Origin of the sequence: Streptomyces africanus (genome assembly GCF_030816955.1) — a bacterium.
Taxonomy (GTDB): domain Bacteria; phylum Actinomycetota; class Actinomycetes; order Streptomycetales; family Streptomycetaceae; genus Streptomyces; species Streptomyces africanus.
Genome location: NZ_JAUSYP010000001.1, coordinates 8,182,665 through 8,202,925, shown reverse-complemented (window position 1 = coordinate 8,202,925; position 20,261 = coordinate 8,182,665). Strand labels below are relative to the sequence as shown.

20 protein-coding genes and 3 pseudogenes are annotated in these 20,261 nt (G+C 69.5%); 6 read left to right on the top strand and 17 right to left on the bottom strand.

Going from position 1 to position 20,261, the window contains the following annotated elements; genetic code table 11:
• Window positions 1–49 precede the first annotated feature (49 nt).
• On the bottom strand, window positions 50–526 hold the full coding sequence (locus QF034_RS37375) for a MarR family winged helix-turn-helix transcriptional regulator (RefSeq protein WP_307179082.1): 477 nt from the start codon (window positions 524–526) through the stop codon (window positions 50–52).
• Window positions 527–666: 140 nt separating this feature from the next.
• Here QF034_RS37375 and QF034_RS37370 point away from each other — a divergent pair, with 140 nt between their 5' ends.
• Both QF034_RS37370 and QF034_RS37365 read left to right on the top strand, forming a co-directional pair.
• Window positions 667–1,371: a type 1 glutamine amidotransferase domain-containing protein gene (locus QF034_RS37370; protein ID WP_307179081.1), complete on the top strand. Its 705-nt coding sequence runs from the start codon at window positions 667–669 to the stop codon at window positions 1,369–1,371.
• A gap of 76 nt (window positions 1,372–1,447) precedes the next feature.
• Entirely contained in the window at window positions 1,448–2,764 is a 1,317-nt protein-coding gene (locus tag QF034_RS37365; protein ID WP_307179080.1) for an aldehyde dehydrogenase family protein, read from the top strand.
• Window positions 2,765–3,013: 249 nt separating this feature from the next.
• Here QF034_RS37365 and QF034_RS37360 read toward each other — a convergent pair whose 3' ends face one another.
• From QF034_RS37360 to QF034_RS37330, 7 genes are all read right to left on the bottom strand, one after another.
• Window positions 3,014–4,228, bottom strand: a complete 1,215-nt coding sequence (locus QF034_RS37360) for an acyl-CoA dehydrogenase family protein (RefSeq protein WP_307180070.1) — start codon at window positions 4,226–4,228, stop codon at window positions 3,014–3,016.
• Complete coding sequence (locus tag QF034_RS37355; RefSeq protein ID WP_307179079.1) at window positions 4,122–5,042, bottom strand: enoyl-CoA hydratase-related protein; 921 nt, start codon at window positions 5,040–5,042, stop codon at window positions 4,122–4,124. Before QF034_RS37355 ends, QF034_RS37360 begins: the two co-directional genes overlap by 107 nt.
• The gene (locus tag QF034_RS37350) at window positions 5,039–5,857 is read right to left on the bottom strand and encodes an SDR family oxidoreductase (RefSeq protein WP_307179078.1); all 819 of its coding nucleotides are present in this window, start codon (window positions 5,855–5,857) and stop codon (window positions 5,039–5,041) included. Before QF034_RS37350 ends, QF034_RS37355 begins: the two co-directional genes overlap by 4 nt.
• Window positions 5,858–6,000: 143 nt before the next feature.
• Window positions 6,001–6,693: a TetR/AcrR family transcriptional regulator gene (locus QF034_RS37345; RefSeq protein ID WP_307179077.1), complete on the bottom strand. Its 693-nt coding sequence runs from the start codon at window positions 6,691–6,693 to the stop codon at window positions 6,001–6,003.
• A gap of 50 nt (window positions 6,694–6,743) precedes the next feature.
• Window positions 6,744–7,001, bottom strand: a complete 258-nt coding sequence (locus tag QF034_RS37340) for an AMP-binding enzyme (RefSeq protein ID WP_307179076.1) — start codon at window positions 6,999–7,001, stop codon at window positions 6,744–6,746.
• Between the two features lie 394 nt (window positions 7,002–7,395).
• Window positions 7,396–8,034, bottom strand: a complete 639-nt coding sequence (locus QF034_RS37335) for an HAD family hydrolase (RefSeq protein WP_307179075.1) — start codon at window positions 8,032–8,034, stop codon at window positions 7,396–7,398.
• Window position 8,035: 1 nt separating this feature from the next.
• Window positions 8,036–9,235, bottom strand: coding sequence for an acetyl-CoA C-acyltransferase (locus tag QF034_RS37330; RefSeq protein ID WP_307179074.1), 1,200 nt, complete (start codon window positions 9,233–9,235; stop codon window positions 8,036–8,038).
• Between the two features lie 143 nt (window positions 9,236–9,378).
• On the opposite strand from QF034_RS37330, the gene QF034_RS37325 reads away from it, so the two are divergent.
• Both QF034_RS37325 and QF034_RS37320 read left to right on the top strand, forming a co-directional pair.
• Window positions 9,379–10,215 carry an alpha/beta fold hydrolase gene (locus QF034_RS37325; RefSeq protein WP_307179073.1) on the top strand — a complete coding sequence of 279 codons (837 nt, stop codon included), beginning with the start codon at window positions 9,379–9,381 and terminating at the stop codon, window positions 10,213–10,215.
• A gap of 50 nt (window positions 10,216–10,265) precedes the next feature.
• Window positions 10,266–11,087, top strand: a complete 822-nt coding sequence (locus tag QF034_RS37320) for an SCO6745 family protein (protein ID WP_307179072.1) — start codon at window positions 10,266–10,268, stop codon at window positions 11,085–11,087.
• Between the two features lie 111 nt (window positions 11,088–11,198).
• On the opposite strand, the pseudogene QF034_RS37315 reads toward QF034_RS37320, so the two are convergent.
• Window positions 11,199–11,318 (bottom strand): annotated as a pseudogene (locus tag QF034_RS37315) (pirin family protein); the annotation flags it as partial.
• Window positions 11,319–11,515: 197 nt separating this feature from the next.
• On the opposite strand from QF034_RS37315, the gene QF034_RS37310 reads away from it, so the two are divergent.
• The gene (locus QF034_RS37310) at window positions 11,516–12,775 is read left to right on the top strand and encodes an MFS transporter (protein WP_307179071.1); all 1,260 of its coding nucleotides are present in this window, start codon (window positions 11,516–11,518) and stop codon (window positions 12,773–12,775) included.
• Window positions 12,772–13,740: an LLM class flavin-dependent oxidoreductase gene (locus tag QF034_RS37305; RefSeq protein WP_307179070.1), complete on the top strand. Its 969-nt coding sequence runs from the start codon at window positions 12,772–12,774 to the stop codon at window positions 13,738–13,740. The genes QF034_RS37310 and QF034_RS37305 overlap by 4 nt, the downstream gene beginning before the upstream one ends.
• Window positions 13,741–13,825: 85 nt before the next feature.
• Here the strand turns inward: QF034_RS37305 and QF034_RS37300 are convergent, their stop codons facing one another.
• The 8 genes and pseudogenes from QF034_RS37300 to QF034_RS37270 form a co-directional block, all read right to left on the bottom strand.
• Window positions 13,826–14,893, bottom strand: a complete 1,068-nt coding sequence (locus tag QF034_RS37300; RefSeq protein ID WP_307179069.1) for an aldo/keto reductase — start codon at window positions 14,891–14,893, stop codon at window positions 13,826–13,828.
• A pseudogene (locus QF034_RS37295) lies at window positions 14,890–14,991 on the bottom strand (short-chain dehydrogenase); the annotation flags it as partial. The pseudogene QF034_RS37295 and the gene QF034_RS37300, both read right to left, overlap by 4 nt.
• 89 nt (window positions 14,992–15,080) lie before the next feature.
• Window positions 15,081–15,170: pseudogene (locus tag QF034_RS41650) on the bottom strand (fumarylacetoacetate hydrolase family protein); the annotation flags it as partial.
• A 12-nt stretch (window positions 15,171–15,182) separates the two neighbouring features.
• A complete protein-coding gene (locus QF034_RS37290; RefSeq protein WP_307179068.1) occupies window positions 15,183–15,521 on the bottom strand; it encodes an L-rhamnose mutarotase in 339 nt (112 codons plus the stop codon).
• A 165-nt stretch (window positions 15,522–15,686) separates the two neighbouring features.
• Window positions 15,687–16,571: a carbohydrate ABC transporter permease gene (locus tag QF034_RS37285; RefSeq protein ID WP_307179067.1), complete on the bottom strand. Its 885-nt coding sequence runs from the start codon at window positions 16,569–16,571 to the stop codon at window positions 15,687–15,689.
• Window positions 16,572–16,648: 77 nt separating this feature from the next.
• The gene (locus tag QF034_RS37280) at window positions 16,649–17,566 is read right to left on the bottom strand and encodes a carbohydrate ABC transporter permease (protein WP_307179066.1); all 918 of its coding nucleotides are present in this window, start codon (window positions 17,564–17,566) and stop codon (window positions 16,649–16,651) included.
• A 12-nt stretch (window positions 17,567–17,578) separates the two neighbouring features.
• Complete coding sequence (locus tag QF034_RS37275) at window positions 17,579–18,943, bottom strand: ABC transporter substrate-binding protein (RefSeq protein WP_307179065.1); 1,365 nt, start codon at window positions 18,941–18,943, stop codon at window positions 17,579–17,581.
• A gap of 94 nt (window positions 18,944–19,037) precedes the next feature.
• Complete coding sequence (locus tag QF034_RS37270; protein WP_307179064.1) at window positions 19,038–20,153, bottom strand: enolase C-terminal domain-like protein; 1,116 nt, start codon at window positions 20,151–20,153, stop codon at window positions 19,038–19,040.
• Window positions 20,154–20,261: the final 108 nt, after the last annotated feature.

Here is a 20,261-nt window from a genome sequence, read left to right as displayed (position 1 = left end):
CGTCCGGCGCCTGCGCAGTCCGACGCAGCGGTCGGCGCCGCGGCCCCGATCAGGTTGTCTCCTGCGGGTCCTCGGGGTGCAGGCGCCCCAGCAGCTCGTAGAGACTGCGGCGCCCCTCCTCGTCCAGACGCGCGAAGGCTTCCGAGGTGCCCCGCATGTCGGCGCGGATGAGGCGGACCGCCTCCCGTCCCTCTTCGGTGGCGACCACGTTCTTGATCCGCCGGTCGGCCGTGTCGGCCTGTCTGGAGACCAGTCCCCGCGCCTCCAGCCGGTCGACGAGTCCGGTGATGTTGGAGGCGTCGCAGGCGAGCCGTCCTGCGAGGGCGCGCATGGGCAGCGGTTGCCGCCGGAGCAGGATGAGCATCTTGGCCTGCGTCATCGTGAGCCCGTGCAGTGCGGCCGCCGCTGTCAGGTCCCGGTAGTAACCGGCAGCAGCGCGTGCCAGGCGCTCCATGAGTGCGTCGTGGTCGGGGTCGCTGTCCTGCGCAGCGGAGCGGGCGGCGGGCAGAGCGGGGGTGTGGGCCATGCCGCAAGTGTAGGCCAACCTCAACGTTTGACCTCATCAACCTTTGAGGTCTACCGTCTCCGTCATTGCTTTGCTGCATCAAGCATCTAACCGCCGACCAGGCCACCGCGCGACCCTCGCGCACTGAGAAGGAGACAGTTGTGACCGCAGTTCTGTTCGTCGTCACCGGCGCCGACCACTGGACGCTCGCCGACGGCACCTCCCACCCGACCGGCTACTGGGCCGAGGAACTCGCCACACCGCACCGGCTGCTCAGCGAGGCCGGGTTCGACGTCACCATCGCCACACCCGGCGGCGTGGCTCCGACCGTCGACGCCGTCAGCCTCGCCGCCGAGTCCACCGGCGGCAAGGAGCAGTCCGATGCCATCGCCGCGTACCTGGCTGCCATCCGCGCCGACCTGGAGAACCCCGTCAAGCTCGAAGAGGTCGACCTCGACGCGTACGCCGCCGTCCTCTACCCCGGTGGCCACGGCCCCATGGAGGACCTCGCCGTCAACGCCGGCTCCGGTCGCCTGCTCACCGCCGCGCTGGACTCCGGCAAGCCGCTCGCGGTGCTGTGCCACGCCCCGGCGGCCCTGCTCGCCGCCCGGCGCGAGGACGGCAGCTGGCCGTTCGCCGGTTACCGCATGACCGGCTTCACCAACGCCGAGGAGACCGCAGCCGGCTTCGCCGACAAGGCCAAGTGGCTGCTCGAGGACCGCCTGGTGGAACTGGGGGCCGACTTCCAGGCCGCGGCCCCGTTCAGCGAGCACGTGGTGGCGGACCGCAATCTGCACACCGGTCAGAACCCCGCCTCCTCGGCGCGGCTCGCCCGGAACCTCATCAACACCCTGAACCGCCGCTGATCCCCCGGTCGACGCCCGGCCTGCCCCGCCGCGCGGCGACACGCCCCCGTCCCCGTACCGCACCTGTGAGGGAACCATGAACGACCCCGCGCCCGAGCAGCCCGCCGAGCTCGTCGCCCGGCTGCGCGCCACCTTCCGCGCCGGCAGGACCAAGCCCGTGGCCTGGCGCACCGAGCAGCTGTCCCGGCTGCGTACCCTGCTCACCGAGCAGGGGGAGATCTTCGCCGCGGCGCTCCACGCCGACCTGGGAAAGAGCTCCGCCGAGGCCTACCGCACGGAGATCGACTTCGTCATACGCGAGATCGACCACACCCTGGAGCATCTCGACGGGTGGCTGCGCCCCGAACCGGCCCCCGTCCCGGCGTTCATCGGCGAGGCGAGTGCCTGGACGCAGTACGACCCCCTGGGCGTCGTACTGGTCATCGCCCCCTGGAACTACCCGGCGCAGCTGCTGCTGGCCCCGGTGGCCGGTGCCCTGGCCGCGGGCAACGCGGTGGTCGCCAAGCCCAGCGAACTGGCCCCGGCCACCTCCGCCGCCCTCGCCCGCCTCGTGCCGCAGTACCTCGACACCGACGCGGTCGCCGTGGTCGAAGGCGGGGTGCCCGAGACCACTGCCCTGCTCGAGCAGCGCTTCGACCACATCCTCTACACCGGCAACGGCACGGTCGGCCGCATCGTGATGTCCGCGGCCGCCCGGCACCTCACGCCCGTCACCCTCGAACTGGGCGGCAAGTCCCCGGTGTTCGTGGACCGGGGCACCGACTTGGACACCGTCGCCGCCCGCCTCGCGGCCGGGAAGTTCCTCAACGCCGGGCAGACCTGCGTCGCGCCCGACTACGTCCTCACCGACCCCGGGACCGCGCGTGCCCTGGAAGCCGCCCTGGCCAAGGCCGTCGAAGGGCTGTACGGGTCCGACCCCGCCGCCTCCCCGGAATACGGCCGTATCGTCAACGAACGCCACTTCGACCGGCTGACCGCTCTCCTGGACTCCGGCCGTCAGGTCACCGGCGGCGCGTACGACCGCGAGACGAAGTACATCGCGCCGACCGTCCTGGCCGAGGTGTCACCGGACGCACCCGTCATGCAGGAGGAGATCTTCGGCCCGATCCTCCCCGTCGTCGAAGTGACCGGGCTCGACGAGGCCATCGACTTCATCAACGACCGCGACAAGCCGCTGGCCCTGTACGCGTTCACCGACTCCGACACCACCCGGGAGCGGCTCGCCGCCGAAACCTCCTCCGGCGGCCTCGGGTTCGGCCTGCCGCTGGCCCATCTCACCATCTCCGACCTGCCGTTCGGGGGCGTCGGGGAGAGCGGCATGGGCAGCTACCACGGCCGCTACTCCATCGAGACCTTCAGCCACCGCAAGGCCGTCCTGGCCAGGCCCCTCTGACGAACGGTCGGTCAATGCGGGCCGGGGACAGCCGGAGCGGGTGACGGCGGGGAGCTTCCCTGTCGCCGCCCTCCGCCGGCCGGGGCCGGTCGAAACGCATGATCGCCCGGCCGTGCTCGGCCGACGGGGAGGCCTGGGCGGATGCGGAAGCCGCCGCCGTCGCGGATCCGCTCGACCAGATGGCCGGTCGGCTCGTGCGGACCCCCGGTGACGACGGCGGTGCGACCGGTGAGAGCGCGTCCTGCCGTCTCAGCTCACCGCCGCCGTCGCCGCGTCGCGGTACTGCCGCAACTCCTGCCTGGCGATGGCCCGCTTGTGCACCTCGTCGGGACCGTCCGCCAGCCGCAGCGTCCGCAGATGCGCGTACATCATGGCCAGCGGGAAGTCGTCGGTCACTCCCGCTCCCCCGTGCACCTGGATCGCGCGGTCGACGATCTTCAACGCGATCCCGGGAGCGGCCACCTTGATGGCCGCGATCTCGGTGCGCGCTTCCTTGTTCCCGACCGTGTCCATCAGGTACGCGGCCTTGAGCGTGAGCAGGCGGATCATCTCGATGTCGATACGCGCTTCCGCGATCCAGTCCTGGATGTTGGACCGTTCGGCGACCGGGCTGCCGAAGGTCACCCGTGACTGTGCGCGCCGGCACATCAGTTCCAGCGCCCGCTCGGCCGCACCGATGGCCCGCATGCAGTGGTGGATACGACCGGGCCCGAGCCGGGCCTGGCTGATCGCGAAACCCTCGCCCTCGCCCTTGAGCACGTCCTTGGCCGGCACCCGGACATTCTCGAAGACCATCTCCGCATGGCCCTCGCGATCCGCGTACCCGAACACCGGGAGGTTCCGGACCACGGTGACCCCGGGGGCGTCCACGGGTACGACCATCATCGACTGCTGGCGGTGGGGGGCCGCCGTGGGGTCGGTCTTGCCCATCACGATGAGCACCTTGCAGTTCTTGTGCATCGCGTTCGAGGCGAACCACTTGCGGCCGTTGAGCACGTACGCGTCCCCGTCGCGCTCCATCCGCAGCTCGATGTTGGTGGCGTCGGAGCTGGCGACACGCGGCTCGGTCATCGCGAAGGCCGAGGCCATCGTCCCGTCGAGCAGGGGCTTGAGGTACTTCTCCTTGTGCTCGTCGGTGCCGAAGAGGGTGAGCACTTCCATGTTGCCGGTGTCGGGCGCGTTGCAGTTGCACGCCTCGGAGGCGATGTGGCTGCGGCCCATGATCTCCGCCAGCGGCGCGTACTCGAGGTTCGTCAGACCGGGGCCCCACTCCGGGTGCGGGTGGAACAGGTTCCACAGGCCGCGCCTGCGTGCCTCCGCCTTGAGCTCCTCCAGGATCGGCGGGTGGAAGTGCGGGTCACCCGACGCGCGCATCTGCTCGTGGTACACCGCCTCGGCGGGGTAGATGTGCGCATCCATGAACTCGAGCAGATCCGCCTGGTACTTCTTGGCGCGGTCCGACATCTGAAACAGGGACATCCGAACTCCTGACGGGTAGGGAGGGAAAGTCGGGCGGGCGCTTGTCCAGGTGACTGGCCACGCCCTCGACGACGTCGGACCCGCGGAAGGCCTGGAGCATGAGGCCTTCCGCCCGGGCCACGGAATCGGCGTAGGTGCCGTCCGCGTCGTTGCTCAACTGGCTCTTGATGGTGGCCATGGATGCCGGGGAGCAGCGCCTCGCCAGATCGGCGGCGTAGGCGACAGCGGCGTCCACCACGCTGCCGGTGGGAACCAGGTGGTCGAGGAGTCCGACACGGAAGGCCTCCTCGGCATCCACCATGCGACTCGACAGCAACAGGTCCGCTGCCCGGCTGTGCCCCACCAGCCGGGGCAACAGCCAGGAGATCCCGTACTCGGCGATCAGCCCGCGTTGCGCGAACGCCGTGGTGAACCGCGCCGAGGGCGAGCCGAAGCGAAGGTCGCAGCAGAGCGCCTCCACCATGCCCAGGCCGGCGGCCACCCCGTTGATCGCCCCGATCAGCGGTTTGCGCAGGGTCCGCGGAACGTCCCGCGGACGGCGCCGTGCCCGGTCCGCCTCGGAGACCTCGCCGACCGCCTGCAGCTGTTGCAGGTCGGCTCCGGCGCAGAATCCGCGTCCCGCGCCGGTGACCACGACGGCGCGCACGTCCGGGTCGTCCTCGGCGGCGTCGAGCAGCGCGAAGTAGCGGTCCTCGAGTTCGCCGGTCCAGGCGTTCAGCTTGGCGGGCCGGTTGAACGTGAGCACCAGTACCGGCCCTCGGTGTTCGGCGAGGACGAGCTCGCCCGGCGCGCCGGTCATGCCTGCGCCAAGAGGGAGCTCTGGTACCGGCGCATCCCGCGCAGCCACCGGTCGTAGTCCGAGCCCTTGTGCCGGTACATGTCGAGAACGTCTTCGTGCGGCAGGATCAGGAAGCGCTCGTCCTCCATCGCGGCCAGGACGGCGTCGGCGACTTCGGCCGGCTCCAGGACGTCACCGGCGGAGGTGACGGCCCGCGTCGCGGCTCTTCCCAGCGCGTCCCCGGAGTCCTTCCCGGAGTACAGCAGCTTGGTGTTCACGCCCATCGGGCACAGACAGCTGACCCGGACCCCGCGATCGCCGTAGGTGACACTCAGCCATTCGGCGAAGGCGACGGCCGCGTGCTTGGTGACGGCGTACGTGGCGGAGCCGATCTGGGTGAGCAGTCCGGCCGCCGAGGCCGTGCTGACGAAGTAGCCCTCACCGCGCTCGAGCCACCCTGGTACCAGCAGCTTTGCCGCACGGATGTGGGCTCGCAGGTTGACGTCGATCGAGCGGTCCCAGTCCTGCTCGCTCGCGTCGAGGCCTGGCGCCCCGGCGATGCCCGCGTTCGCGAAGTAGAGATCGACCGGGCCGAAGGTGCTTTCCGCCAGGTCGACCAACCGCTGGATCTGCTCGGTGTCCGACACGTCCGCGCCGGCGCCGACGGTGCTTCCCGGATGGTCGGCGTTGACTGCCTCCGACACCGCCCGCGCGCTGTCCGCGTCGAGGTCCGCGACGACGACCCGGGCGCCCTCGCGAGCGAGCCGTGCGGCCAGCGCTCTGCCGATGCCTGCGCCACCACCGGTGACGACGGCGACTCTTTGTGCAACGTCCACAGCGAACCCTCTCCGTTACGGGGCGTGCGATGCGTCCGACCTGTATAGTTGAATCCGACGTCAAGTTCAATAGCCAACCGCACGGGTCGACATGGAAAAAGCCGCCCACCCCCAGAGGGATGAGCGGCTACGAGGCAGTCGGATCAGCGGTGGCCGGGAAACCGTAGGGCGTTGGCCCAGAGCCGGGTCACCGTGGACACGAGTTCCTCGAAGTCCACCGGCGTACCTTCTTCCTGCCGTTCGCCGAGCACGAAGGCGTTGTAGGCCATGACGCTGACCATGCCCGACAGCGCACGGGAGGCCATCATCGGATCGACCTCGCTGTCGGCGACGCCCCGCGCCTGCAGGTCGGCGATGCCACGCGCATTGCGGCGGATGAACGCGTCGGCGCGCCGACGCCGGAACTCACGGAATTCGGGCTCCACCTGGGCGACCTGCTCGAGCAGGCCCATCAGCTTCGCGTTCCGTTTGTATGCCTCGAGGTACGCGCGATTGCTCGCCTCGAGTACCGCATGGGGATCGTCGGTACCCTCCAGCCGGCCCATGCCGGGGTGCATCATGTCCTCCTGCGCCTCCAGGAGGACGGCGGCAAGCACCTCTTCCTTGTTGGCGAAGTAGGTGTAGAAGGATCCCGCCGCGCACTGAGCCTCTTTGGTGATGTCGGTGAGACGGGTGTCGAGGTAGCCGTCCCGTTCGAACACCTTCCGGGCGGCTTTCACCAAAGCGGCCCGGGTCCGCGCTCCGCGCTTCGTCGTGGGGGGCTCACGAAGGTGCGTCAGCGGCGCCATGGGCGGCGCCTGCTCGCCGTCGATCTCCTCGGGCGCAGTGGTCTCCATCCCGGGAACTGTACTTGAATCCGACACCATAATCACGAACGGGCGCTGCCTCAGTGGCGGCGAGCCGCAACGTCGGCGGGCGCCCTGTCGCGGGTCAGAGCCGAACGGTCGATGGACCGCTTGAAGATCTTCCCGGTCGGACCCTTGGGCAGCGCGTCGACGAACCGGACGATGCGCGGGATCTTGTGGGCGGAGAGCCGCTCTCGTGCCCAGCTCGACACCTCGGCGGCACCGAGCTCCGCACCGGGCCGGGCGGCGATGAGCGCGGCGACCTCCTCGCCGTAGCGCTCGTCGGGAACGCCGATCACGGCACGCCGGGACAGACGTTGTAGCCGCCGCAGATGCTCAGGTCCTTGATGCGGTCGACGATACGAAGGTCGCCGTCCGCGTCGGTTTCACCGAGGTCGCCGGGAAAAAACGCTGGTCGCGGGCGGTGCCTTCCGCATCAAGTCCTAGGGCGTGTCCGCAAAGTCCCGGCGTCCGCCCGGAGGGCGGGCCCCGCGGCGTCCGGTGCGTGCTCTGGGGTCCCCCCGGCCGAAGGCTGGGGAGCGCCGGGCGGACGCCCGCGTACTGGTGGTACGCGGGTGGTCGCCCGGTGCGGCGAGAGGGCGTGCCGGGCGTCGCGGGGCAGGCGGGACTTTGCGGACACCCCTAGGACGGTGCGGCCGGATGACCGACCTCACTGTGTCCGTCGGTGGGTCGTCAGGTGGTGATTCCGAAGCGTTCGGCGAGTTGGCGGCGAGTGTCGGCGGCGCTGGTGTGCAGTACGCCCCCGATTCCGATCCGTGCCGCTCCGTCGAGGTTCTGCCGCAGATCGTCGATCATGACCGCCTGCTCGGGGTCGATGCCGAGGCGTTCGCACGCGATCGCGTAGATCCGCCGGGAGGGCTTGCGGATCCCGACCTCGGCGGAGATGACGATCACGTCGGCGAGGGACGCGAGTTCGACGCCGTCGTAGGTTCCGGTACCGAACGAATTGGACACGAGCGCGACGGGATGCCCGGCGGCTCGGAGATCACCGAGCAGCGCGAGCATGTCCTGGTCGATCGACATTCCCGCCTGCATACGGGCCGTGAGCCCCTCGGCCGTCACGTCGGCACCGTGGGCACGGAGCCGTTCGGCGAACCCTCGCTCGAAGGCTTCGGCGTCGATACGGCCGCACTCGTGGTCGGCCAGGAGGGTGCGTGACGCCTCGTCCCGGGCGAGGAGATCGAGCGGCAGGCGCGGATCGACGCCGAGCGAGGAGCCGAAGTCGGTGAAAGCCCGCAGCACACTGGAGGTGATGACACCGCCGAAGTCCACGAGGACCGCGGTTCGCGCCTTGTCCGTCGCGTTCGACACCTCAGGCGACCTCGAACAGCCCGGCCGCGCCCATGCCGCCCCCGACGCACATCGAGATCACCACATACCGGACGCCGCGGCGCTTGCCCTCGATGAGGGCGTGCCCCACCAGCCGGGCGCCGGTCATTCCGTACGGATGACCGACCGAGATGGCGCCGCCGTTGACGTTGAACCGCTCCGGGTCGATGTGCAGGTCGTCCCGGCAGTACAGCGCCTGGGAGGCGAACGCCTCGTTGAGTTCCCACAGGCCGATGTCGTCGATGGTGAGGTCGTGCTGCTTCAGCAGCTTCGGAATGGCGAACACCGGGCCGATGCCCATCTCGTCCGGCCCACAACCGGCAACGGTCATACCCCGGTAGACGCCCAGCGGTTCCAGTCCGCGGCGTTCGGCCTCCTTCGCCTCCATCAGCACCGACGCCGAAGCCCCGTCCGACAGCTGCGAGGAGTTGCCCGCCGTGACGCTGGATCGCGCGCTCACCTCACCGTCGGCCAGCACCGGCGCCAATCCGGCCAGGCCCTCGAGCGTCGTCGACGCCCGGTTGCCCTCGTCTCGGGTCAGGGTCACGGCTTCATCCCGCACCTCCCCGGACTGCTTGTCCAGGACCTTCTTGACGCTGTCGAGCGCCACGATCTCCTGGTCGAACCGGCCGGCCTCCTGCGCCGCCGCCGTGCGCTGCTGTGACACCAGCGCGAACTCGTCCTGGCGTTCCCGGCTCACGCCATAGCGTTCGGCGACGATCTCCGCCGTGTGCAGCATCGGCAGGTAGATGCTCGGCTTGTGCTCGACCAGCCAGGGATCGGCCATGCGGTGGGTGTTCATGTGGTCGTTCTGCACCAGGGAGATCGACTCGACACCGCCGCCGACAGCGACCTGCATGCCGTCCGTGACGATCTGCTTGGCGGCCGTCGCGATGGCCATCAGGCCCGACGAACACTGCCGGTCGATCGTCATCCCCGGCACGACGTCCGGAAGTCCGGCGCGAAGAGCGGCCTGACGCGCGACGTTGAAACCCGAGGACCCCTGCTGCACGGCGCAGTCGAAGATCACATCCTCGACCTCACCTCCCTCGAGCCCGGCCCGCCGCACCGCGTGCGCAAGGGCATGTCCGGCAAGCTCCTGCGCCTGGGTGTCGTTGAACGCGCCGCGGTAAGCCTTTCCGATCGGCGTGCGTGCCGTCGAAACGATGACTGCTTCCCTCATGTCGCCTCACTGCTTCCTGTTGGCCCGGTTCGTCCGTCCGCCGGTTATATTTGAATTCGGCGTCAGGTTCAACCACGACCAGCTCTTGACAGTCCACCCTCACGACTGGAGGGTACCGACCAGTCGGTACGAAGAGGTGGGTCGTGACTCAGCTGAGCATCTCCACGGGGGCGGGCGTGTTCGACGCGATCGCGGCGGGTCCGCCCGAGGGCCGCCCGGCGCTGCTGCTGCACGGCTTCCCGCAGACCGGGCTGGTGTGGCGGCGGCAGATCGAGGCGCCGGCCGCGCACGGCTACCGCGTGGTGGCACCCGACCAGCGTGGGTACTCCCCCGGCTCCCGCCCCCAGCGGCCCGAGGACTATCGCATCAGCCTTCTCGTGGACGACGTGATCGCGATCAGTGAGGAACTGGGCTGGGCGGCATTCGACCTCGTCGGCCATGACTGGGGAGGCGCGGTGGCCTGGTGGACCGCGCACGCCCACCCCGGCCGCGTCCGCACCCTGACGGTGATCTCGACTCCGCACCCCGGCGCTCTGGCCACCACCCTGCGCACCGACCAGGATCAGCGCACACGCTCCCACTACATGATCGACTGGCGCGACACCCCCGCGACCGAGGAACGCATGCTCGCCCACGATGCCCAGGAGCTTCGCGATTTCTACGCCGGCAAGGTCCCGCAGGACAGCGCCGACGCCTACGTGTCGCACCTGTCCCAGCCGGGCGCCCTCACCGCGGCCCTGAACTGGTACCGGGCCGGCCGCCCCGACGGCGCGATCGGCGTCATCGACGTGCCCACGCTGTACGTCTGGAGCACGGAGGACAGCGCGTTCGGTCCGGCAGCCGCACAGGAGACCGAGCGATGGGTCAAGGGGCCGTACCGATTCGAGACCCTCCAGGGCGTCGGCCACTGGATCCCCGAGGAAGCGCCCGAAACGCTCAGCCGCCTGCTGCTCGAACACCTGCAGGCCCACGGCAAGTAGTGAACCCGCAGCGAATGTCCCACTCGCCGACTCTCCGAAGAGGTGACCCGATGCAGACCGCCCGCGCGGCCTGGCGCCGTCTCGAGCCCGTCCACGGCATGATCTACTTCGTCCCCGAGGCAAGGCGACGGTACGCCGACCTCGGCCTGAGCGGTCGCGCCGGGTACTTCACCTCCAGGAGCGCCGCATTCGGCCGGGCTTCCGCCGAGCTGGTCATCTCGACCTTCTACAACTTCAACCCCGATGTCGTACGGCAGGCGGTCGACGGGGCCTGGGACGCGACGACGCCGCAGCAGGTGCTGGACGCACGGTACGCCGCGGCGGGCGAAGCCCTGCGACGGGCGGGAATCCACGAGTTGCCCACCGTGGACGAGGTGCTGGCGCTGACCCGCCGGGCTGCCGAGGCGGCCTGTGAACACGCGCAGGGCCGCCCGCTGTTCGCGGCGCATGCCGCACTGCCGTGGCCGGAGGAGCCGGTGCTGCAGCTGTGGCATGCCCAGACACTGCTCCGGGAGTTCCGTGGAGACGGCCATGTCGCATGCCTGCTGAGCGAGGGTGTCGGAGGCCTGGAGGCGCTGATTCTGCACGCCGCGACCGGTGAGGTGCCCGTCGACTTCCTCAAAGCGAGTCGTGCATGGCCCGAGGAGGAGTGGGCCGGCACTCAGGAGCGCCTGCGCGAGCGAGGTCTCCTGGACGGCGACTTGCTCAGCCCGGAAGGCGTACGCCTGCGCCGGCACATCGAGGACCGCACCGACCGCCTGGCCCTTCCCGCCTACGCCGCCCTCGGTGACGCCGGCTGTGAGCGCCTCGCCGAACTCGCGGGCCCCTTCGGCAGTGCCGTCGTCGAAGCCGGCCTTCTCAAACTGGGCTGACCGGGCCCGCCCCTTCGAGCGGTCGACGGGCGGGCGGCAGTGTTCACAAGCAAGTCCCCGCCCGTCCGCGAGTCGGGGCAGGCCCGCTCGATGGTGGGGTTGATCTTTCCGTCAACGCACCCTTCCGCGCGGCCTCAGACGTGTCGATGGCAACTCGGGGGCCGGCAGCGGATCCCCGTCGTACCCCTTCACCTCGCCGAATCCCGACGCTTCCATCCAGTCCTGCCGCGAGGAGCAACTCAAGCACCGCAAGGTGGGCCGATCGGCTAGGGGCCGTCGACCGGCACGACCGCGTCGGCCCGGCCCATACCTGCAAGTGCAGCCGTCCGCCTTCTCTTGTCGATCGTTTGCCGAGTGTGGGGATACTCGGCAAACGATCCGACGTGTCGCCTTCCGAACCGTTCCTCCAGACCCAGCGGAGTTCCCCCTTGGTAGACCGCGCCGTACGCCGACGCCGTCGAGCTTTGTTCCTCTTGTTCTTCCTTCCAGGCATCGCCATGTCGTCCTGGGTCACGCGCACCCCCGATGTCCGCGATCAACTGGGCTTGTCCACTGGTCAGATGGGGCTGGTCCTGTTCGGTCTGTCCATCGGTTCCATGAGCGGCATCCTGTGTTCCGGCCGTTTCGTATCCCGGTTCGGCACCCGGCCGGTCATCGCGCTCGGCACTGTCCTGATCATCGCTGGCACGGTCGTCATCGGTATGGGCAGCGCCGTGCGGTCGGCACCCCTGGTCACCGCGGGGCTGTGCCTGTTCGGCGCGGGCATGGGCGGGGGCGAAGTGGCGGTCAACGTGGACGGCGCCGACGTGGAGCGCATCACCGGGACCGCGGTGCTGCCCACGCTGCACGGCTGTTTCAGCCTGGGCACGGTCATCGGGGGGTCGGCCGGAATGGCGGCCACCGCCGTCGCGTTCCCCGTCCACTGGCATCTGACCGTGGTCGCCCTGGTCGCCACGGGGATGCTGGTCCACGCTCTTCGTGCCGTTCCCGCCGGCACCGGCATCAGCGCCGCGCCGTCGACGCCGGGGCCGGTTCCGCGGCGACCATCCAAGCCGCAGGTGTGGAAGGACCGGAAATTGCTGCTGATCGGCGCCATCGTGCTGGCCATGGCGCTGGCCGAGGGCGCCGCCAACGACTGGCTGCCGCTGCTCATGGTCGACGGCCACGGCCTTGACGCCGCGATGGGCTCGCTCGTCTTCGTGGGGTTCGCGGCGGCGATGACCCTGGGCCGCTTCAGCGGCAGCTTCTTCCTCAGTCGTTTCGGGCGGGCCACTGTCGTGCGCGCGAGTGCCGTCTCCGGTGCCGTCGGACTCCTCCTGGTCATCTTCTCCGACAACGCTGTCGTAGCGGCAACAGCCGTGCTTTTCTGGGGGCTTGGGGCTTCCCTCGGTTTCCCGGTGGCTCTGTCGGCGGCGGGGGACTCGGGCCCCGACCAGACCGCCCGCGTCTCGCTGGTCGCCGTCATCGGCTACGTCGCCTTCCTCGTGGGGCCGCCCGCCCTCGGGTTCCTGGGCGACCACTACGGGCTGCGCTCGGCCATGGTGGTGGTTCTGGTGTTCGTGTCCGCCGCCATCGTCATCGCTCCCGCCGCCGACACCCGTGACCGCGCCGCCGCCGCGGTGGACCCGGCCCAGCGCAGGCGATCCGGCACAACTCCCGCAGGACAACACCAAGGAGACCACTCATGAGCCCGCAGGAAGCGTCCGGCACCATCGGCGTCCTCCTCCCCCGCGACATCCCCCGGGCCGACGTCATCGCCTTCGCCCAGGAGGCAGACGCCTACGGCTTCGACGAACTGTGGGTCGTCGAAGACCTCGGCTACCGCGGAGGCCTGGTGCAGGCCGCCACCGTGCTGGCCTGCACCCGCCGGATCCGTGTCGGAGTCGGGCTGCTGCCCGCCGCGGCCCGCAACGTCGCCTTTGCCGCGATGGAAGTGGCCACTCTCGCCCAACTCCACCCAGGCCGCCTCGACATCGCGGTCGGACACGGCATGCCCGACTGGATGCGCCGCGTCGGAGCCTGGCCGGCCAGCCCTCTGACATTGCTGGGCGAGTACATCCACACCCTCAGGACACTGCTGGCAGGTCGGCCGGCCGATACGGACGGTCGCTATATCCGGCTCGACGGACTCCTCCTGCACCCATCGGCGCTGCCCGAGCACGCCCCCGACATCTTCGCCGGCGTTCGCGGCCCCAAGTCGCTCGCCCTCGCGGGTGAAGTGGCCGACGGCACCCTGCTCGCCGAGCCGGTATCACCCGAGTACGTCCGCCAAGCCCTCACCAGCATCAACCCGCAGCGCCCGCACCGGATCACCGCCTACAACATCACCGTCGTCGACGACGACCCGCACAACGCCCTCCGCGCGGCACGGCCCGCCCTGCAACCCTTGGGCGATCCCGACTGGGCGCCCCACATCGTCCCCCTCGGCTTCCATGACGAGCTCGCCGCGCTGCGCCACACCAGCAAGAGTGCCGAGGCGTTCGCTCAAGCGGTACCCGAGGAGTGGGCACACCGGCTGGCCTTGACGGGCACCCCCGAGCAGGTCCGTGCCCGCGTACAAGACCTCTTCGAGTCAGGCGTCACCACCACCGTCCTCAGCCCGGTCGGCCCCGACTACCGGTCCGCGCTCGCCAGTCTGGCCAAGATCCTCTGACAGCGGGGCGAGTTCCCGTCCGGTGATCCAGTCCTGGTCACGGACGGAGGGGTCCCACACGTGGTGGTGTGTGTCGATGACGCCCTCAGCGTTGTTCGCCTCCAGGGCGGTCACCTCCACGACTTTTCGACTCCTCCTTCGGCCGATCGGCTTCGACGACCGGCATGGCAGCAGGGACCGGGACGCGCCGGGGCAGCAGCCCCTCGGCGCGCAGGCCGTCCCAGACCGCGGCCGGCATCGTTCGCCGCAGCTGATCCACCGTGTCGCGGACCTCCTCGGCGGAACGCGCGCCGGACAGTACGCTTGCGACCGCCGGATGGCCGAACGGGAAGCGCAGAGCGGCCGCGCGCAGCGGTACGCCGTGGCGTTCGACGACCGCCTTCATGTGCAGGGCCCGGTCGAGCACATCTGATGGAGTGGGCGCGTAGTCGTACATGGCCCCGGGCCTCGGGTCGGTGAGCAGACCGGAGTTGAACACCCCGCCGACGATGACACTCCTGCCGCGGGCGGCGGCCTCCGGCAGTACCTCCGCAAGCCCCTCCTGCTCCAGCAGGGTGTAGCGGCCGGCGAGCAGCACCACGTCGATGTCGGTCTCGCGCAGGAAACGGGCGGGGAGCGCGCACTGGTTCACTCCGATGCCGATCGCCTTGACGACACCTTCTCCGCGCAGCCGTTCCAGCGCCGGGTACGCCTCGGTGAGGGCCTGCTCGGCGTGGTGGTCCGGGTCGTGCAGCAAGGCGATGTCCACACGGTCCAGGCCGAGGCGGTCCAGGCTGGCTTCCAGGGAGCGCAGGACTCCGTCGGAGCTGAAGTCCCAGACGCGACGGTGGGTGTCGGGTACGGCGAAGCCGTGGGCGAGGTCGTCGCCGCGGCCACCTTCCGGGTGGGGTTCGAGCCGCCGCCCGACCTTGGTGGAGACGGTGTACGCGTCGCGGTCGCGTCCGCGCAGCGCGGCCCCCAGGCGTCGCTCGGACAGCCCGAGCCCGTAGTGCGGGGCGGTGTCGAAGGTGCGTACGCCCGCGTCCCAGGCCGCCTCCACCGCGGCGAACGCGGCCTCGTCGGTGACCGGGCGGAAGAGGTTGCCGATGCCGGCGGTCCCGAACGACAGCTCGGTGACCCTGACACCGGTGCCCCCCAGCGTGGTCGCTCTCATGCGCCGACCGCCGGGCGCAGCCGGAGCCCCTGCATGCCACCGTCGACGGCGAGGGCGATGCCGGTGACGGAGGCCGCGGCGGGGCTCGCCAGGTAGGACAGCCCGATGCCGGACGCGCCGCCGGTGACGACGGCCTTCAGCCCTGACAGGCCGCTCAAGCGGGTCAACTTGCTCAAGGGGGCGCCTTTCACGCTTGGCCGAAGGTCTGGCGCTGGGCGCCGAGGCCGTCTACGGAGAGCTCGACGGTGTCGCCGGGGCGGAGGTAGGGCAATGGAGGCGCTGGCGGCCGTCACGGTGTGCCGGGATCGCTCAGATGCCAGATCTCGGTCAGGTCCGACCAGCTGCCCCCGGCGCCGGTATCGGCCCAGGGCTCCTGGCAGGGGCCGGTGACCTTCCACCAGGCCTGCGTGGCCGCGTCGGCGCCGATCGCGGCCATGTCGGCCTCGAAGTCGTCGCCGTGGTACTCGAAGTAGCCGAACAGCGTGTCCTCGCGCAGAAAGATGCTGTAGTTGCGGATGTTCGCGGCCCGCAGCGCGGCCTCGACGCCCGGCCAGACCGCGGAGTGCAGGCGCAGATACGGCTCACGGTGCTCGGGCCGCAGGCGGATCGTCTGGGCAACACGTTTCATCGAGGTCCTTCCGGTGAGGGTGGGCGGCGTTGCCGGGCAGTTCTCCATGGGCCTGTCCGGTGACGCGGTGGCGTGGCCGTCCGCACGGCGTGGGGCTCGGCACGACGCCGACGTGAGGGAACGCCGGTTGAATACGACGGCGGCGCCGAGGGTGCGGCCGCCGCCTCACTCCTTTGTCGCGCCGGCGAGCATGCCGGCCACGAGAGCGCGTTGGGAGAAGAGGAACACGATCAGAACAGGGACGATGGTCACCAGGGTGGCCAGGGCCAGTTCGGGCCGCATGATCTGGTTTCCCGTGCCGCTGGAGGTGTTGAACAGCGGCGAGGCGGCGAGCAGGTTGTTCAGCCCCACCTGCGCCGGATATTGGGAGCTGTCGGGCAGCATCACGAACGGCAGGAAGAAGTTGTTCCAGTTGCCGACGAAGTTGAAGAAGCCGACCAGGGCGATCACGGGCTTGGCCAGCGGCATCGCGATGAGACGGAAGACCTGCCACTCCGAGCAGCCGTCGATGCGCGCTGCGGCCAGCAGGTCGGAGGGGACGTTGGAGGAGAAGTAGATGTAGGTGAGGTAGACCCCGAACGGGAAGAAGGAGAAGGGCAGGATGACCGACCAGATCGTGCCGTCCAGGTGCACGGCGTTCATCCCCAGGTACAGGGGCAGCACCATCGCGGCCGTCGGCATGAGCATCACGAGCATGGTGATGGTCAGCAGCGTCCGTCGCCCGATGAACTGGGTCAGAGCCAGCGCGTACCCGGCGGGAATCGACGTCACCAGGGTCACGGCCAGCGCGCCGAACGCGTAGAGCGCCGAGTTCAGCAGCCAGGTGAGGATGGCGCCGTCCTGGAACGCGTAGAGGTGGTGCCAGGTGTCGGTGACCGCGCCGAGAGAGCCGAAGGAGAACGGGTTGTCCCGCACGATCTGGCTGTCGGTCTTGGTCGGGGCCAGCAGGAGCCACACCACCGGCACACAGAAGAACAGCGCGGCCAGGGCCATGACGATGAGCCAGGCCAGCCGGGCCGCCAGTGAGCTCGGGCGGCGCTTCCGGCGCATGGGGTTCCTCGGGCTGGTGCGGGCGCCGGCGGTACGGGACGACGGGGTTCGGCGGGCTGTGGTCGTGGGAGCTGTGGTCATCCTTCGTCCCTGTCGAACAGGCCGGTACGGAAGACGACGAGCGCCGCGCAGGCGAGGCCCAGGGTGAGGAGGTCGACGGAGAGCGCCGCCGCGCCGTTGAAGTCGCCTGCCTGGAAGGCGTACTGGTAGGAGAGCTGGTTCGGTGACCAGCTGTCGGGGATCATGCCCCAGCTGGCGAGGGAGACCAGTTGCGGCTCGACGAAGAGCTGGGTGCCGGCCGCGAAGGCCAGGATCAGCATGTACGCGATCCACTTGGTGATCATCGGGATCTGGATGCGCAGGGCGATCTGGAGCGTACTGGCGCCGTCGATGCGAGCGGCCTCCAGGACCTCGTCGGGGATGCTGTTGAGCGCGCCGTACATGACCACGATCCAGCCGCCGGCGCCGGTCCAGAAGGCGATGACGGTGAAGAGCACCGGCAGGTGACCGGGGGCGTTGACCTGGGCGCGGGTGTTCCAGCCGAAGCTCTTCAGCAGCCAGCCGACGGGGCTGGCCGCCGGGTCGAGGAGGATCAGGAAGAGCAGTACGCTCGCCACCCCGGCGAGGGCACCCGGCAGGTAGAACAGGAACCGCAGGCTGGTGGAGGTCCTGCGCATGCGGCCGTGCAGCATCAGGGAGAGCAGCACCACCAGGATCATCAGGCTGGCCAGCCACACCACCAGGTACAGGCCGATGTGGAGGAAGGCCGGTCCGAAGCGGTAGTCGGTGAACGTCCGGGTGAAGTTGCCTAGTCCGACGAGCTGGTTGCGGGAGTTGGACAGCGCCAGCCACACCGCGTAACAGGTCGGCAGGACGCCGAAGGCGAACAGGAGGAGGACATAGCCGGAGACGAAGACGTAACCGGCGTGTCCGACCGGGTTGCGGGCCGAGCGGCCGCGGCGGCCGCTCCGCTCCGTTGCGAGGTGGGTGGTCATCGGTCCGCTTCGCTAGTTGACGGTGTATCCGAGGGACTTGGCCTTGTCGGTGATGGCCGTCTGCCAGATGTCCAGGGTGTCGGTGAGGGTCTTGCCGGAGTTCAGGGCGGGGACCACCGTGGAGGAGTAGATGGCTTCCTGGCTGTACTGCGTGGCGGACCAGCCGGGCCAGATCAGTTCCGCGGATTCCTTGAAGACGGGGCCGACGTCCTCGGCGAAGTAGCCGGTCTTCTTCTGGTTGGCGAGCCAGATGACCGCGGCCTTCTTGTATGCGGGGTAGGTGCCCGCGGTGCCCTGGTAGGCGTCGGAAGTCGTCATCCAGGTGACCAGGTCGGCCGCCGCCTTGAGGTTCTTGCTGTGGGAGGAGACGAACCACAGTCCGCCGCCGACGTTGCCGGTGTAGTTCTTGGCGTCGCCCTCGAACTTCAGCGGGGATGCGGCGGCGATCTGCCCCTTGGGGGTCTTGAAGGTGGAGTTGAAGAGCACCTGGCCGAACCAGGAGGGGCCAGGGAGCATCAGGACCTTGCTCGCCTTGTTCTTGATGAAGCCGGCGCTGAAGACGGTGTCCTTGGAGACCGAGCCCTTGGCGATCAGGCTGTCGAGCAGCTCGGCCATCCGGGTGCACCTGGAATCCTGCAGGTCGACCTTGACCTTCCTGGCACCGGTCGCCGTGCTGGCAGGGCACTGGCTCGCCCAGAAGTACACCTCGGGGCTCCAGGCGTCCCCGGCGGTTCCGACCAGGTAGCCGGGGTGCTCCTTGGCGACCTTCTTACCGAGTGCCTGGTACTCCTCCCAGGTGGTCGGGACGGAGTACCCGAACTTGTCCATGAGCGCTTTGTTGTACCAGAGCACGTTCTGCGCCAGGTCGTTGCGCAGGCAGTAGGTGGCGCCGTTGAAGGCGCAGGGTCCCAGCGCACCGTCGGCGAAGCCCTTGAGCGTGGACTGGGAGACCACGCCCTGGCTGAGGGGCGCGGCATAGGGGGTCTTGCCCTGGGATGCCCAGCTGGCGTCGTTGACATTGGCGCTGAAGGCGACGTCGGGCCACCCGCCGCCGGCCCGGTCGAACAGTTGGACCTTGGTCTGCAGATCGTTGGCACCGTTGGCGTCCCCGCTGTACGTGACGATCTTGATCTTCTCGTCCGGGTGAGCCTTCTGGTACGCCTGCACGCCAGGAACGCGGGTGGCGTCCGCCCAGACCGTGATCTCACTGCCTTCCTTCTGCGCGACAGGTTTGAACGCGGCGGGGGAGGAAGTCTTCGGCGGTGTGGGGTCCGCACTTCCGCAGGCAGCGAGCACGAGCAGGGAGACGGCGCCCAGGACAGCGACGGCCGAATGTCTGAGCGGGCGGCGGGAGGAAACCGGAACGTCGTCGTTCATGACTGACCTCAGATCTTGGGAAAAGACGCACAGCGGTGGGAGGCGCCGCGTTCGGGGAGCTCGGGACAGGCGGTCGGGCCTGGGGCTCCGGTCATCAGGCCCGGGGTGGGATGACAGTCTCCTTGTCGACAAATGCCTGAAGGGCGGGAGGGTAGTCCAAGCCCGCCGGAAGGGCGACGCCCGGACCGGTGGGGGCATAGACGAGGCCGTGGGCGTCGATGCCGCTCTCGCGACTGATGGGGTTGCCCATGACCAGCGACTCGTAGTAAGTGGTGTTCGAGATGGCCATGCACAGGTGCCGGTTGGGGATCTCCGGCCCGTGCACCTCGGCGCGCAGCCGGTAGGCGTCGGCGAGGTGGGCGGTGCGCATCGCGCCGGTGAAGCCGCCGCGCAGTTGGGTGGAGGCGCGGACTCCGAAGGTGGCGGCGCCGGCCTGGATGAAATCGGCCGAGTTCATGTGCGCCCCGTCGGAGGTCTCGGCCACGAGGAGGGGAACGGCCACCGCGTCGGCGAGGCGCTTGTACGCGGTGACACTGAACTCCCTCATCGGCTCCTCGTACCAGAGGTAGCCGGCGTCCGAGAGAGCGTGCCCGAGATGGATCGCGTCGGGGAGGTCGAAGCCCGCCGACCCGTCGAACATCAGCGGGATGTCGTCCCCCACATGCTCGCGCAGTGCCACCGACAGGCGGGCGTCGCGACGGGCGTCACCCCAGGCATGGAGCTTGATGGCGGGGTAGCCGAGCTCCAGGGCCTGGTCGGCGATGTCCAGGTACTCCTCGACCGAGGAGTACGTGACAGTGGAGGCGTAGGCGGGTATCGACGTGCGGTATCCGCCGAGCATCTGCCAGGTGGGCCGGTCGGCGAGTCGTCCGGCGAGGTCCCACAGCGCGATGTCGACCAGCCCCAGCAGGTAGAGCGGGAGCTCCTCCGTGCGGTCCAGCTCCCACATGCGGTGCCAGAGCCATTCCCGCTGCAGGGGATCGTGCCCCACCAACTCCTTGCGCAGTACGCGGTCCAGCAGATCCGTGAGGATCACACTGCTGCCCCGCCGGGGGGACATCGCCACCCCCTCGACCCCTTCGTCCGTGCAGATGCGCAGCACCGCGGCCTCACCCTCGGACGGGCTGCCCAGGAGTCCGTCCCGCCAGACGAAGGGCGGACTGACTCCCGGCACCCGGACCGGATGGCACTCGACTTCGGTGATGCGCACGGCTTGCACCCCTTGCACGGGAAAGTGCTGCTACGAAATTTCCGTGTAACGTAAGTCGTCATACGAATGCTGTCAAGGAGTTTCCGCGCAGTAGACTCGCCGTCATCC